At 71.7% G+C, this 13667-nt stretch carries 13 protein-coding genes; 7 read left to right on the forward strand and 6 right to left on the reverse strand.

What is annotated here, in order from left to right; translation table 11 throughout:
* Entirely contained in the window at window positions 1-924 is a 924-nt protein-coding gene (locus ACH492_RS16425; RefSeq protein ID WP_398987012.1) for a LysR substrate-binding domain-containing protein, read from the reverse strand.
* Window positions 925-1005: 81 nt separating this feature from the next.
* On the opposite strand from ACH492_RS16425, the gene ACH492_RS16430 reads away from it, so the two are divergent.
* The gene (locus ACH492_RS16430) at window positions 1006-2007 is read left to right on the forward strand and encodes a DMT family transporter (RefSeq protein WP_398987014.1); all 1002 of its coding nucleotides are present in this window, start codon (window positions 1006-1008) and stop codon (window positions 2005-2007) included.
* A gap of 97 nt (window positions 2008-2104) precedes the next feature.
* On the opposite strand, the gene ACH492_RS16435 is transcribed toward ACH492_RS16430, so the two are convergent.
* The 3 genes from ACH492_RS16435 to ACH492_RS16445 all read right to left on the reverse strand — a co-directional run bounded on the left by ACH492_RS16435 (window position 2105) and on the right by ACH492_RS16445 (window position 7161).
* Window positions 2105-2779 (reverse strand): formylglycine-generating enzyme family protein, encoded by a 675-nt coding sequence (locus ACH492_RS16435; RefSeq protein WP_398987016.1) that lies wholly within the window; start codon window positions 2777-2779, stop codon window positions 2105-2107.
* A 74-nt stretch (window positions 2780-2853) separates the two neighbouring features.
* The gene (locus tag ACH492_RS16440; RefSeq protein ID WP_398987018.1) at window positions 2854-6012 is read right to left on the reverse strand and encodes a sacsin N-terminal ATP-binding-like domain-containing protein; all 3159 of its coding nucleotides are present in this window, start codon (window positions 6010-6012) and stop codon (window positions 2854-2856) included.
* Between the two features lie 213 nt (window positions 6013-6225).
* The gene (locus tag ACH492_RS16445) at window positions 6226-7161 is read right to left on the reverse strand and encodes a DUF3027 domain-containing protein (protein WP_398987020.1); all 936 of its coding nucleotides are present in this window, start codon (window positions 7159-7161) and stop codon (window positions 6226-6228) included.
* Between the two features lie 302 nt (window positions 7162-7463).
* Between ACH492_RS16445 and ACH492_RS16450 the strand changes: the two genes are divergently transcribed.
* The 4 genes from ACH492_RS16450 to ACH492_RS16465 all read left to right on the forward strand — a co-directional run bounded on the left by ACH492_RS16450 (window position 7464) and on the right by ACH492_RS16465 (window position 11007).
* Window positions 7464-8813, forward strand: coding sequence for an MFS transporter (locus tag ACH492_RS16450; RefSeq protein WP_398987022.1), 1350 nt, complete (start codon window positions 7464-7466; stop codon window positions 8811-8813).
* Window positions 8814-8980: 167 nt separating this feature from the next.
* Window positions 8981-9460 (forward strand): DUF2771 domain-containing protein, encoded by a 480-nt coding sequence (locus ACH492_RS16455; protein ID WP_398987024.1) that lies wholly within the window; start codon window positions 8981-8983, stop codon window positions 9458-9460.
* Window positions 9461-9476: 16 nt separating this feature from the next.
* Window positions 9477-10169: a futalosine hydrolase gene (locus ACH492_RS16460; RefSeq protein ID WP_398987026.1), complete on the forward strand. Its 693-nt coding sequence runs from the start codon at window positions 9477-9479 to the stop codon at window positions 10167-10169.
* Window positions 10162-11007, forward strand: coding sequence for a 1,4-dihydroxy-6-naphthoate synthase (locus tag ACH492_RS16465; RefSeq protein WP_398987028.1), 846 nt, complete (start codon window positions 10162-10164; stop codon window positions 11005-11007). Before ACH492_RS16460 ends, ACH492_RS16465 begins: the two co-directional genes overlap by 8 nt.
* 3 nt (window positions 11008-11010) lie before the next feature.
* Here ACH492_RS16465 and ACH492_RS16470 read toward each other — a convergent pair whose 3' ends face one another.
* On the reverse strand, window positions 11011-11394 hold the full coding sequence (locus ACH492_RS16470) for a cold-shock protein (RefSeq protein ID WP_307662694.1): 384 nt from the start codon (window positions 11392-11394) through the stop codon (window positions 11011-11013).
* 180 nt (window positions 11395-11574) lie between these two features.
* On the opposite strand from ACH492_RS16470, the gene ACH492_RS16475 reads away from it, so the two are divergent.
* On the forward strand, window positions 11575-11811 hold the full coding sequence (locus ACH492_RS16475) for a hypothetical protein (protein WP_307662693.1): 237 nt from the start codon (window positions 11575-11577) through the stop codon (window positions 11809-11811).
* On the opposite strand, the gene ACH492_RS16480 is transcribed toward ACH492_RS16475, so the two are convergent.
* Entirely contained in the window at window positions 11790-12422 is a 633-nt protein-coding gene (locus ACH492_RS16480) for an HAD family hydrolase (RefSeq protein ID WP_398987030.1), read from the reverse strand. The genes ACH492_RS16475 and ACH492_RS16480 overlap by 22 nt on opposite strands.
* Window positions 12423-12528: 106 nt before the next feature.
* Between ACH492_RS16480 and ACH492_RS16485 the strand changes: the two genes are divergently transcribed.
* Window positions 12529-13536 (forward strand): FecCD family ABC transporter permease, encoded by a 1008-nt coding sequence (locus ACH492_RS16485; protein ID WP_398987032.1) that lies wholly within the window; start codon window positions 12529-12531, stop codon window positions 13534-13536.
* The last annotated feature ends 131 nt before the right edge of the window (window positions 13537-13667 follow it).

The following is a 13667-nucleotide window of genomic DNA, read 5'->3' on the forward strand; positions in this document are numbered from 1 at the left end:
TCAGCGGGCGGGGGCTGCGTCTCTCTCCCCACCCCGAATCGTTGCGGCATCGCGCCGCAGCTGGGTGAGGACAGTCCGGACAGCTCTTCGCGCGGTGCGCTCGGGGCGATGGAGCACGTCGACATGACGTCGAGCATGTACGCCGCTGAGCGGCCTGAGGACCACCGCGGGGTGAGGACGCGCGGTCCAGCGTGGCATCAGGGCGAGTCCCCCACCGGCAGCGACGACCTCGGCGACCACTGCGAATTCGTTGATGCGGTGACGGATGTCGAGTCGGCGGTTCGCGGCGGCAGCGAGGGCCTCGATGGTGGCCATCAGCGGAAAGCCGTCATGGACGGTGATCCAGGGCTGGTCGGCGACGTCGCGAGGAGTGAGGCGCCGCTTACCGGCCAGCGGGTGATCCTCCGGCATGGCGACGTCGAGCGGTTCGTGCAGCAACGCTGTGACGGCCACCGTCTGGGGCCATGGCGGAGCGTGGTCGAGGCGGTGAGCCAGGACCAGGTCGTACTCCCGGGTCAGCGGCGGGAAGTCTTCCTGTGCGACGTCCTCGTCGGCGAGAGTGAGCTGCGGGCACCCCGGCCCGGCGAGGCCGCGTAGCAGGAGCGGCAGGAACGCCGCGGCCGCACTGTGGAATGCCGCCACCGACACACTGCCATCCGGTTCGTCGACGAACGCGTCAACGGTGCGCCGCGCTCGGGCCAGGGCGGTCTCCACTTCGATCGCCGCGCCGGCCAGGGCTTGCCCGGCAGCGGTAAGTACCAGTCGTCGTCCATCGCGCTCGGTCAACGGGACGGGCATCGAACGTTGCAGCAGCCGTAGCTGCTGGGAGATCGCCGAGGGCGTCACCAACAGCGCCTCGGCGACCGCGGTGACACTTCCCAGCTCGCCGAGTTCACGCAGAACCCGCAACTGTCGCTCATCCATGTCGTCAGTGTAGAGATGCTAAAGATTTACTTGAGGAACTCGTTCTTGGCTTCAGTGTCCGCACCGCGCAGCGTAGAGGCCATGCCCGATTCCCGCCGTACCGACCTGATACTGCTGCTCGTCGCCATCGTCTGGGGTTCCAGCTATCTGTCGGCGAAGACAGCCACCGTAGCCATCCCGGTCCTGGCGATCCTGTTCGCGCGGTACGTGATCTCCGCCCTTGCCTGTGTCGCCCTCGTCGCCGCCCGTCGGGGGCCCCGCCACTACACCCGTGACGAGATCAGGTTCGGATCGCTGCTGGGGGTCACGCAGGCGGCCGTCCTGGTGTTGGAGACATACGGCGTTGCGCACACGAGTGCGGCCAACGCCGGTCTGATCATCAGCCTGACCATTGTGCTCACCCCGCTGCTGGACCGTACGGGCCGCCGAGGCGGACTGCCGCCACGGTTCTTCGCCGCCACAGGCGTGTGCGTACTGGCTGTCGGACTCCTCATGTCCGGCAGCGGCCTCCGCACTCCCGGAGCCGGCGAGCTGCTGATGCTCGCCGCCGCAGCGGTGCGGGCGGTGCACGTGGTGCTCGTCGGACGGCTCACCACAGGCCGCGACCTGCGTCCGCTGCACCTGACAGCCGTGCAGACCGTCGTCGGTTCGGCGCTGTTCGTGTTGCCGGCCGCCGGCCGTCTCCCGGTCCTGATGCACGCCGATGCCATGACGTGGACCCAGCTGGTCTACCTCGCCCTGTTCTGCAGCGTGTTCGCCTTCCTCGCCCAGACCTGGGCAGTACAACGCACCTCTGCCAGTCGGGCCAGCCTTCTCCTCGGCACCGAACCCGTCTGGGCCGTCGTGATCGGCATCGGCCTCGGCGGCGAGCGGCTCACCGTCCTCGCCGCCCTCGGCGCAGTGCTCATGGTCGCCGGGACCTACTGGGGCCAAGCCATCGAACGCGCCCACCGCACCGCCACCATGAAGGGGAGCCCAGGAAGCCATCGCCACCACCGCTCACACGGTCTTGCCGATGGGGACGCGGGGCGTCGCACCCCAGCGAATGGCCAAGGCGTCCACGAGGAGCAGACCGCGACCTGACTCGTCGTCGACGGCCGCTGACTACGTCGAACGTCCGGATGCGGCACGACACCGCCTTCGAGAGACCATCAGGCGGCTCCGGGTGGCCTGACGCGGATCAGCGCACGATGGAACGCGCGATGCGGAACCCTACGTCGTCGACCTGGAAGCTCGGGTGGCTGCGGCGCCGCGCGGAGGCCCGGCAGCTCCAGTGCTCGTCGAACCAGCCACCGCCACGTAGCACCCGGTAAGTGCCGTAGACCTCGGCGTCGTAGATGTCCCAGCACCAGTCCCAGACGTTGCCGAGCATGTCGTAAAGGCCCCACGGGTTGGGCTGCTTGCCGCCCACGTCGTGGATTCGCTCGTGCGAGTTGCCGCGGTACCAAGCGATCTCGTCGAGCGGCCCGTAGCGCGGTCCGGTCGTCCCGGCGCGGCAGGCGTGCTCCCACTCGGCTTCGGTCGGCAGCCGGTACCCGTCGGCGGATGCGTCCCACTCGATGCCTTCGCCGTTGGCATGGAGGTGGTAGGCGGGCGCGAAGCCGTCGCGTTGGGACAGGTCGTTGCAGAACCGGACCGCGTCCCACCAGGAAACGCCCTCGACGGGCAACTGGTCCCCATGGGCGGTGCTTGGCCGCCGGCCGGTGATCTGTGCGTACAGCGCCTGGGTGACCGGGAACGCCGCGAGCTGGTAGGGCGCAAGCTCGACCGACCAGTTGCGCTGCGTCCGCCGGTCCGACAGCGTTACCTGCCCCGGCGGGACAGCGATCATCTCGTTTCCTGCGCTCGCTCCCATGATCAGGAGATCCTACGGGCACCTGTCCCGGACGACCGCGCGGCCGGCCTTCCGCGCCGCTCACAGCGACCCCGCTACGACATCGCGTCGAACCAGCGTGCCGTAGCCAGTTCATCCGTGCGCGACGGGTCCTCCAGCAGCGCCGCCACCTCGAAGCGGCGTGGCCACTGGCCCGCCGACCAGGCCAGGCCCGCCGCCACGCCCTCCACCGTCGACGCGTGGATCACGCCGTCCGGGGTGCGGCGCCACTCCAGTTCCGTGCCGCCGGCGATCAGTTCCTCGTGTTCGACGTACGTCGCCGGCGTCGCCGGGCCGAGCAGGACGTGAACCGATTCGGGGACCTCGTGCTCCTCGCCCTGTGTCGTCACCTCCGCCGGGACCGTCTCGCTCAGGCGGCGGACCTGGAACAGTTCCGCCAGTTCCGCCGCCCGCGCGGGGCTCACCGGAAGCAGCGGCATGCCCGTCGTCAGCGGGAGCAGGTCCGGCGCGTCCGCGACCACCGCGTCCGCCGCGTCGACCACGCGGACCTTGCCGTCCACGACCACGCGCAGCTCGTCCGGGAGCGTGACCTGTTCCGGGTCGAGGTCGGCCAGGGCCGTGTACAGCGCGTGGAGTTGGGCCGGGCGCACCGGGCGGTCCGGGTCCGCGAGGCGGCCGAGCAGCTCCGCCGCGCCGCCCGGCTCGTCGAGGAGAGCGGTGACCGAGGTACGTACACCCAGCGCCCGCAGCACCTGCGTGTCGTCGAAGCCCGTCGCGTCCACGGCCTCGTAAAGCCCGGCCAGCAGCGGGTCGCCGCCCGCCGCCCGCAGGCCCGCCGGGCGTCGGCCGTCCAGGACCGGATGGTCCCGCAGCCACCACGCCGTGTACGGGCGCACCGTCTCCGTCGTACCGTCCGGCAGCAGGATCCGTACGGACTGGGTCAGCGCGTCCCGCAGCGGCGGCTGCGCCAGCAGGGCCAGCGCCTGCGGCCAGCAGTCGTCGTCCACCAGGTCCAGGTCGCGGACCGCGACGAGCTCCGTGGCGACCGGCGGCACCGGCGTGTCCGGCAGCCGGTCGAGCACGTCCTCGCACCAGACGTCGACCGCGTCCAGCAGACCCGGGTCGTCGGGCTCGGCGAAGTCCCCGTCGCGGGGCTCCAGTTCGTCGGGGTCGAGAACGACGTCCGTGGCCCGTACGAGCGCGAAGTTCGCCAGCACACCGCACGCGGCGAGCGGCTGCTCACCCCACCGCTCGGCCAGTTCGGCGTCGCACAGCGCCAGTTCGTCCGCGCGCATCACGGAGGCGAACGGGCTGCCGGGGAGGACCAGTTCACCTGCCGGCGCGAGTTCGCCGTCCTCGTCGGGCAGCGCAAGCGCGCCCAGCCACGGCTCGTCGCCGGGCTCGATGCCCGCGTCCCGTACCAGCGTAAGGACCGTCTCCGCGAGCTCGTCCGCGTCCAGCGCGGCACCGTCCCCGACTCCGTCGTACCAAACCTCGCCCGCGTCCAGCGAGCCCGCGACCGCCATCCGCACCTGCGGCGTCGTCAGCACGGCGCGCGGCGTCGCGGGCAGCGCGCCCAGCTTCTCGAGCAAAGGGTGCGCCGCGTCGGGGTGGACGACCTTCAGGCCGAGGCGGGCCAGCTGCGGCGGAGTCTCGGCAAGCGGCAGCAGCGTCTGGCGCGGCCCGATCGTGGTACGGCCGTCCGCGAGCGGGACGGGAAGCCCGGACAGCCGGTCGGGGTCGACCCCGGCGAGGCTGTCGTACAGCCGCTGCCACCAGCGGGGCTCGCGCTCAAGACCCGCCAGCCGGTCGATCGCCTCGGTCAGCGGCACCCGCGCGACGCCGAGCGTACGCAGCTCGACCCGGCGCTCGAGTCCCGCGGGCAGCAGGCTCGGCATCACCTCGGCCAGCACCTGTACGGTTTCCGCGCCCGCGCCCTCCAGGACCTCCGCCTCGATCGGCCGCAGTCCGGCGGAGATCTCGCGGTCGGGCAGACCGGTGTCCTCGCCGGACGCATCGCGCGGCGCGGCCGCCTCCAGGAACGCCGTGCGCGGCAGCAGCCCCAGGATCGCCGCCCGAAGCGCGCCGTCCAGCTCGCCCTTGCCGAGCGGCCCCGGCACGAGGTCGATGGTGCCGACGCTCACCGGCTGCCAGTTGCCGAGCAGTTCGGCGTACGCGTCCGCCGCCCGCCGCACCAGGAAGTCGGTGAGCGGCCCGGGCGCGGGATGCCGACGGGTGGGGTCCAGCGGCAGCGAGGCGATCAACAGCGCGGGCACGCCGAGGGGTTCGTCGGTGGGCGTCGGCGCGTGCACCACCGGGGCGGTACGCGGCCGGGCGGGCGCGCCCTCGTTGTCCACGGGCACGGCCCAGGTGACGGTCCAGTACGGCCGCAGCCGCTCCTCGACGGGCCGGTCGGCGAGCAGCGCGGGCTCCAGGGAGCCGCCGTGGCTGACGACCCGCCAGCGCCGGTCGCCCTGCGTGCTGTCCTCGATGTGTACGTACGCCCCGTGCACGGAGCGCCTCAACTCCCGTACGCCGGACGGGGTTTCGATCACGATCTCGGCGAGCCCGGGCAGCGTGAGCAGCAGCGCGTCGTCGACCCCGGCGAGCAGCCGTTCCACCAGGTCGACCGCGGCGCCGTCCCGCAGCGGCAGGACGACCACGGTGTCGTACCCCTCGGGAGCCGTGCCCTCGGCGGGCAGCGGCAGCCGCAGCAGCGGTACGTGCCCGTCGCGGCGGCGCAGTTCGTCGCCGAGTCCCGGGCTTGCCTGGGCGGCCCGCTGGGTCAGCTCCCTGGCCTCGGCGAGCGACCAGCGCACACCGCCGTGCCGGCCGACGACGGCGGGCTCGTCGCTCACCGCGAGTACGGCCGCGAAGCCGACGCCGAAGCGGCCGACGGCGGACTCGTGGCCCTCGCGCTTGGCCGAAGCGCGCAGGGTGCTCAGGGATTCGACGCCGGTCGCGTCCAGGGGGGCGCCGGTGTTCGCTGCGGCGAGTACGGCCGGCTGATCGCCCGTGGCCGGCCGCAGGGTCAGCCGAAGCCCGCCCGGTACGCCCGCCCGCGCGGCGGCGTCGGCGGCGTTCTGCGCCAGCTCCACGACGAGGCGGTCCCGGTAGCCGCCGAGCGCCAGGTCCTCCTCGGCGTTGGCGTCCTCCCGGAAGCGGGCGGGACTGGCCCCCCACGCGTCGAGCACCCCGCGCCGCAGCCGCGCCGTCCCGAACGGGTCGGCCCACTCGGTCGTCCTGACGCTCACGCTGTGACTCCGCTCTCTCCGGTTGACCCGCGTATGTACCTGTGCGGCCGAAGGTACCCCTGTGCGGGGGGTCGTGGTGAACGCGGGCCGGGGGACGTTGGCAGGACCTGTGCCTCAAACGCCGGACGGGCTTGAATTCAAGCCCGTCCGGCTTTGGGAACAGATCTCAGAACGGATCTGAGAACTCAGAACAGATCTGAGAGCAGAGAAGACCTAGGAGTGACCGAGATCCTCGGTGCCGTCCGGCTCCGGGGAGACCGAGCCGCCGTCGCGGACCGGGTGCAGCGGGAACTCGTCCGCGCCCATCGAGTCGAACACCGGCGGCGGGGGCGTGGGCGGCTTCGGCATCACGGCCGCCTCGGAGTGGCCTCCGCAGCCGTACGTCAGGGACACGACGTGCCCGTCGGCCGGGGAGAACTCGTTCGCGCAGACGCCGAAGGCCTGCCGCAGCGAGCCTGCCATCGGGACCAGGAAACCGCAGGTCACACAGGCCGCGGGGGCCGCCTGTGCCATCGGGGTCTTCGCGCCGTGGGACTCCTCCCAGCGGTCGGCCGCGATATGCAGCCCGTACCGGGACAGGACCCTGGCCCGGCGCATGCCGAGCTCCTCGGCGAGCGCCGCGATCGCGCCGCGGCCGTTGCCGACGGTGGCGTCGACGGGCCTGCGGTCGGTGAGCTCGGCGTCCTCCGCCTCGACGCGCTCGGCGAGGTCGTGCGACGGCACGGACTCGGCCACCACGGAATTCGGCGGGGGCGCGTCCTCGCCCGTGAAGCCGGGCTCCAGACGCAGATCCTCCGCCTCGGTGGGCAGCAGATCGCCAGGGCCCAGGTCACCGGGCCGCAGCCGCTCGCTCCACGGCACCCACTCGGGCGCGAGCAGCGCGTCGGGTCCGGGCAGCAGGACGGTTTCGTCGAGGGTGACGACCTTGGCGCGGGAGGCCCGGGCAACGGTCACCGCCCAGCGCCAGCCCCGGTAGGCGAGTTCCGTGCACTCGAAGAAGTGCGTGACGACGCGGTCTCCCTCCGCGACGAGGGACACATGGTCGCCGACCACTCCCGGGGCCGCGGCCTCCTCGGCCGCCGACCGGGCGAGGTCTACCGCCTCGGCGCACAGGCGGTCAGGGGTACGGCTTCGCGTCGCAGCACTCACAGGTCTCGCTTCTCTCCTACGCCGTCTCACGGGTGCGCCGGCCGATTCACGAGGTACGGGCCGCAGGCGGAGCGGACCAGAGGGCCGCATCGACGTCCGCGCCCAGACCAACCTGTCTCGGGCACACCTACCGTCATCCATTCTGCGGGATGCCGAGAAGGCGCGCGGCCGAGAACAACCGCCGGTGGCGCGCTACGCACGCTACCCCCTCTGTCGCTCCCCGCCCACCTGCCCGCCCCAACAAGGGGCGAACAACCCGGCACCTCGGTTCGGCTCGGCGGGGCTTGGGGCACTATGACGGGGTGACAGCCGTGAGGTCGTCAGAGGGAACCGGCCGGCTCGGAAGAGCAGGCCGGGCGGTCGGCCGTGCCCTGCATCTTCCGTTCACCGGCACGGCTCGCGGCATCCGCAAGGCGACGCATGCGCACGGCGCGGGCGAGTCGGGCCTGGGCAAACTGATCGAGCTCCACGCGGTGAACGGCGCGGGCGATGTCATGATCACCGTCGCGCTCGCGTCGACGGTTTTCTTCTCCGTGCCGACGGACGAGGCGCGCGGCCGGGTCGCGCTCTATCTCGCCGTCACGATGGCGCCCTTCATTCTGCTGGCCCCGGTCATCGGCCCGCTTCTGGACCGCATCCCGCACGGCCGCCGAGCGGCCATGGCGGGCGCGATGCTCACCCGCGCGCTGCTCGCGCTGACGATGTCGGGCGCGGTGGCGACGGGCGGGCTCGAGCTGTACCCGGCGGCGCTGGGCGTGCTCGTCGCGTCGAAGGCGTACGGAGTGGTGCGCAGCGCGGTCGTGCCGCGGCTGCTGCCGCCGGGCTTCTCGCTGGTCAAGGCGAACTCGCGGGTGACGCTGGCGGGGCTGCTGGCGACGGGCATCGCGGCGCCGATCGGGATCGGGCTGCAGCAGATCGGGCCTCAGTGGCCGCTGTACGGGGCGTGCGTGCTGTTCATCCTCGGCGGGTACTGGGCGTTCACGATGCCGCACAAAGTCGACTCGGCGAAGGGCGAGCGCAAGGCACACATGCTCACGCACGGAGAGAAGAAGCCCAGTTTGCGTACGGTCGGGCCGTCCGTACTGCACGGGCTGCAGGCGAACGCGGCGCTGCGTGCACTGTCCGGGTTCCTGATCTTCTTCCTGGCCTTCCTGCTGCGGGAGCATCCGCTGGCAGGGCAGAGTGCGGCGGTCTCGCTGGGGATAGTGGGCGTCGCGGCGGGCGTGGGCAACGCGCTCGGCACGACGGTGGGGGCGTGGCTGAAGGCCCGTGGCCCGGAGGTGATCATCGCGACGGTGCAGGCGGTGGTGCTGACCGCGGCGATCACGACGGCGGCGTTCTTCGGCGCGGGCATGGTGGCGGTCCTGGGTGCGACGGCGGGCCTGTGCCAGGCCCTGGGGAAGCTGTCCCTGGACGCGCTGATCCAGCGGGACGTCCCGGAAGAGGTCCGCACGTCGGCGTTCGCGCGCTCGGAGACGCTGCTCCAGATGGCCTGGGTGGCGGGTGGCGCGATCGGCATCGCACTGCCGCTGAACGGCACGCTGGGCATGTCGGTGGCGGCGGGAATCGTGGCACTGGGATTCCTGACGACGATCCGCGGCCTGCTGGTGGCGGCCCGCCACGGCACCCACCCGCGCCCGCGGATCGCCTAGGGCGGGTCGCCGGGTCTTCGCCTTGGATTTCCGCCGGACGGGCAGCAGATCAAGCCCGCCCGGCGATTGCGGACAGACCCGCACGCCGGGAAGGCCCGCCCCGGCGTGACGCGCGGGACGGTGACCCCCGCGTGGCGGGAGCCGGTGCGACCGATAGCCTTCGCGCCATGACCGTTGCGTTCTTCCCGGGCAAGCGCCGCCGGGCCGCTGCCGCTCTCGGCGCCGTCTCCGCCGGGCTCCTCGTCCTTTCCGCCTGCGACAAGCCGACCCCGCTCGCGACCGTGACGGTCGGGACGGAATCGGTCCACACCGAGGCGGCCTGCTACAACGACGGCAAGCCGATCAAGGAATCGCTGCTCCAGCGCTGCCTGACCCAGAAGCCCGCGAAGACCGTCAAGGTCGCTTTCGACGACAAGGTCCGCATGGGCGTCGACCCGGAGATCGCGGACAACGGCTGGACCCTGCTCTTCGGTGGCCAGCCCGTCGAGCAGGAGCCGTACAAGAACTCGTACCGGACCATCCCCGGCAACGCCTTCTTCTCCTCGCAGACCGGCGAGCCCACCAGCAAGACCGCGGTGAGCATCATGGAGACCAAGGGCAAGAAGGTCATCGGCATCTGGCACTTCCAGTTCGAGAAGGCCTCCTGACCCGGAGGGTCGTGCCGTGCGCGTACTGGTGGTGACCGCAGTGGCGGCGGAGGCCGACTCTGTCGCCGCGGGGCTCACCGGTCCCGTACGTGATGCCCGGCAGCTGCCCGGCGGGTACCCGCTCTCCCGCCACGCCGGCGTCGATGTGCTCATCGCCGGCGTAGGACCCGCGGCCGCCGCCGCGGGCACCGCAACCGCCCTCGCCACCGGTGCGTACGACCTCGTCGTCTCCGCCGGGATCGGCGGTGGCTTCCCGGCCCACGCCGCCGTCGGCGCCCTCGTCGTCGCCGACGCGATCATCGCCGCCGACCTCGGCGCCGAGACGCCCGACGGCTATCTCCCCGTCGACGAACTCGGCTTCGGCCGCTCCGCGCACCTCCCGCCCGCCGAGCTCGCCGCCCGCATCGCCAAGACCCTCGACGCCGTACACGCGCCCGTCCTCACCGTCTCCACCGTCACCGGCACCGCCGCCCGCGCCGCCGAGCTGACTCACCGTCATCCGCGCGCCGCCGCCGAGGCTATGGAAGGCTTCGGCGTCGCGGAGGCCGCTGCCGCGCATGCCGTGCCGGTCGTCGAGATCCGCGCGATCTCCAACCCCGTCGGCCCGCGCGACCGTGCCGCCTGGCGTATCGGCCAGGCGCTGGACTCGCTGCGGTACGCCTTCCAGCAGCTCGCCCCCGTCCTCAATGAGGAGCCGACCCATGAGTGACGCCTTGCAGATCGCGTACTCGCCCTGCCCGAACGACACCTTCGTCTTCGACGCGTGGGCGCACGGCCGGGTGCCCGGCGCGCCCGCCATCGATGTGACGTTCGCGGACATCGACATCACCAACGGCATGGCGGAACGCGGCGAGTTCGATGTGCTGAAGGTGTCGTACGCCGTACTGCCCTGGGTCCTCGACGAGTACACGCTGCTGCCCTGCGGCGGCGCGCTCGGCCGCGGCTGCGGTCCGCTCGTACTGACGAAGGAGCCAGGAGCTGATCTCACTGGGCAGACCGTCGCCGTGCCGAGTGAGCGCTCGACGGCGTATCTGCTGTTCCGGCTCTGGGCCGCGGACGTCGTCGCGGGTGGTGTCGGCGAGGTCGTCGTGATGCCGTTCCACGAGATCATGCCGGCCGTGCGGGACGGCAAGGTCGACGCCGGACTCGTCATCCACGAGGCGCGGTTCACCTATCAGCAGTACGGGCTGCACTGCCTCGCCGACATGGGCGAGCACTGGGAGTCGACGACCGGGCTCCCGATCCCGCTCGGCGCGATCATCGCGAAGCGGTCGCTGGGCTCCGAGACGCTCAAGCTGCTGGCCGAATCCGCTCGCACGTCGGTGCGCATGGCGTGGGACGACCCGGAGGCCTCCCGTCCGTACGTACTCGAGCACGCCCAGGAAATGGACCCGGCCGTGGCCGACCAGCACATCGGGCTCTACGTCAATGAGTTCACCGCGGACCTCGGCGATGACGGGCTTGCGGCGGTAAGGGGACTGCTGAGCCGCGCCGCGGCCGAGGGGCTCGTACCGCCCCTCGGCCGCGATGCGCTCAGTTTCGGTTAGCTGCTAGACGTCCAGCTGGTCCGCCACCGCCCGCAGCAGGCCCGCGATCTTCTTGCCCTGCACCTTGTCGGGGTACCGGCCGCGCTCCAGCATCGGCGTGATGTTCTCAAGCAGGGTCGTCAGGTCCTGCACGATGGACGCCAGCTCGTCCGGCTTACGCCGCTGGGCCGCCGCCACCGAGGGTGTCGGGTCGAGAACCGTCACCGAAAGCGCCTGGTCACCGCGCTGGCCCGCTACCACGCCGAACTCGACGCGCTGGCCGGGCTTTAGCGACTCGACCCCTTCGGGGAGCACCGACGAGTGAACGAAGACGTCGCCGCCGTCGTCTCGGGAGAGAAAGCCGAAGCCCTTCTCGCTGTTGAACCATTTGACCTTGCCGGTAGGCACGTCTGTCCTCGTCCTCGTACTCGTTGGGGCGCTGGGGCACCGGAACTTGGGCACCGAAAAACGGTCCTGGATAGCACTACAGCGGGTCGCCTGACCCGCCACCCCCAAGGCTAATGGTCCCGGGGCTGGTGACAAGACGTCGCCGAACGGTTCCTACGCGCAAGGAACTACCCTGGCCGAATGACTGCTACTCCTCCCGCCCCTGGTGACGGGCTGGTGCGCGTCGGCGTGATCGTCTTCATCGTCGGCGCCGTGGCCACTCTGGTCACCGTGGCCCCGCTGTTCCTGGGGACCGAGCCGTTCCCGTCAGTCGCGTACGCGGTGTGCATGCTGATGGGCGTCGGATTCCTGATCGCCGCGGCGGGCGTACTGCGCTCGATCGCGGCGCAGCGCCGTCAGGCCAAATCCGCACTGTAGGCGCGTAGCCAGGCGGGGAACGCGGTCAGGTCGTCAATGATCACGTCCGCGCCGGCCGCGCGCAGTTCGGCCGCGTCGCAAGGCCCGGTCGGCACCGCGACGGAGAGTGCTTCGGCCGTGTGCGCGCCCCGTACGTCTCCGGTGTGGTCACCGACGTACACACTCGCGCCGTGCTCACGCAGGGCCTCCGCCTTGGCCTCCGCCCACAGCCAGCCGATGACCTCGTCCGGGGCTATCCCGAGATGGGCCAGGTGGAGCTTGGCGTTCGGCTCGTGCTTTGCGGTGACGACGATCGCGCGGCCGCCGAGCTCCTGTACGGCGGTCACGGCCTCGCGGGCACCGGGCAGGGCGAGGGCCGGCCCGATCGCGTATGTGGGATAGATCTCGCGGTACCGGTCACCCATCTCCTGGACCCGCTCATCGGGGAACCAGTGCGCCAACTCCTGCTCCAGGGGCGGCCCGAGCCTCGTCACAGCCAGATCGGCATCGATCCAGACACCGGTCTCGGCGGCGAGCGCCCGGTAGGCGGCGTGGATGCCGGGCCGGGAGTCGATGAGCGTCATGTCGAGGTCGAAGCCGATGGTGAGCGGGTGCGTAGCCATAGGGGCCATTGTGCCCATCCGGGCTCTAAGACCCGCCGTTTAGACTTAGCCAGCCCTTACCAACCGTGGGTCTTTTTTGTCCTTCTTGTTCTACTTGTTCTTCTGATTGGTCTTCATGTCAGCCAGACGCGCGCTCGTGGTCCGCCGCATCGGCTGGACGGCGGCAGCCGTCGTGGCCCTGCTGCTCGCGGTGCTGCTCAGCCTCGCGGTCGGAGCTCGCGCCATCGCGCCGTCCGCCGTCTTCGACGCCCTGCTGCACGGGGGGCACGGTGACGCCGAAGTCGTACGGCAGTTGCGGGTGCCGCGCACGCTGATCGGCGTGATGGTCGGAGCGGCGCTGGCCCTCGCCGGCACGGTCCTGCAGGGCATCACCCGCAACCCGATCGCAGATCCCGGGATCCTCGGCATCAGCCAGGGCGCTTCGGTGGGTGTGGTGCTCGCCATCGCCTTCGCCGGGATCCACACTCTGACGGGGTACGTGTGGTTCGCCTTCGCCGGCGCGGCTTTCGCGTCGGTGGCGGTGTACGCGATCGCGTCGAGCGGCCGCGGCGGCGCGACCCCGGTGAAGCTGGCGCTGGGCGGCGCAGCGATCAACGCACTGCTGGTGTCGGTGACGATGGCGGTGCTGACGACGAAGGCCGCGGCGCTGGATGAGTTCCGCTTCTGGCAGGTCGGCTCGGTGGCCGGGCGCGACGCTGAGGTGGTCGGCCAGATCTGGCCGTTCCTGCTGGTGGGCGCGGTGCTGGTGGTGTCGGTCGCGCGCGGCCTGGACGCGCTGGCGCTGGGCGAGGACGTGGCGAAGGGGCTGGGCCAGAAGGTCGCGACGGTACGGATCGTGGGCGGCGTGGGGGCGACGGTACTGACGGGCGCGGGCGTGGCGGCCGCGGGCCCGATCGCCTTCATCGGCCTGGCGGTCCCCCACATCGCCCGCGCGATCGTGGGCGGCGACCACCGCTGGATGCTGCCGATGGCGGCGCTCATCGGCCCGGTGATGCTGCTGGTGTCGGATGTGATCGGCCGGGTGATCTTCCCGCCGAGCGAGATCCCGGCGGGCGTGATGACGGCGCTGATCGGGGTGCCGTTCCTGGTCACGCTGGTCCGCCGGAAGGCGGTTCCGGCATGAGGATCGGTGAGTGCGGGGGCCGGGGCGCCGGTGCGGAGGTGCGGGTTCCGCTGCGCGGAGCGGTTCCCCTGCCTGCCCCTTCCCGAACCGGGACTCCGCCCCGGACCCCGTACGGCCTTCGGCCGTGTCCT

This window comes from Streptomyces sp. NPDC019443 (genome assembly GCF_044389785.1).
Lineage (GTDB): Bacteria > Actinomycetota > Actinomycetes > Streptomycetales > Streptomycetaceae > Streptomyces.

Bases quoted from the DNA above. Each gene is read 5' to 3' on its own strand.
- ACH492_RS16425 (WP_398987012.1), bottom strand. From the start codon at position 924: ATGGATGAGCGACAGTTGCGGGTTCTGCGTGAACTCGGCGAGCTGGGA.
- ACH492_RS16430 (WP_398987014.1), top strand. From the start codon at position 1,006: ATGCCCGATTCCCGCCGTACCGACCTGATACTGCTGCTCGTCGCCATC.
- ACH492_RS16435 (WP_398987016.1), bottom strand. From the start codon at position 2,779: ATGGGAGCGAGCGCAGGAAACGAGATGATCGCTGTCCCGCCGGGGCAG.
- ACH492_RS16455 (WP_398987024.1), top strand. From the start codon at position 8,981: ATGACCGTTGCGTTCTTCCCGGGCAAGCGCCGCCGGGCCGCTGCCGCT.
- ACH492_RS16465 (WP_398987028.1), top strand. From the start codon at position 10,162: ATGAGTGACGCCTTGCAGATCGCGTACTCGCCCTGCCCGAACGACACC.
- ACH492_RS16475 (WP_307662693.1), top strand. From the start codon at position 11,575: ATGACTGCTACTCCTCCCGCCCCTGGTGACGGGCTGGTGCGCGTCGGC.
- ACH492_RS16480 (WP_398987030.1), bottom strand. From the start codon at position 12,422: ATGGCCCCTATGGCTACGCACCCGCTCACCATCGGCTTCGACCTCGAC.
- ACH492_RS16485 (WP_398987032.1), top strand. From the start codon at position 12,529: ATGTCAGCCAGACGCGCGCTCGTGGTCCGCCGCATCGGCTGGACGGCG.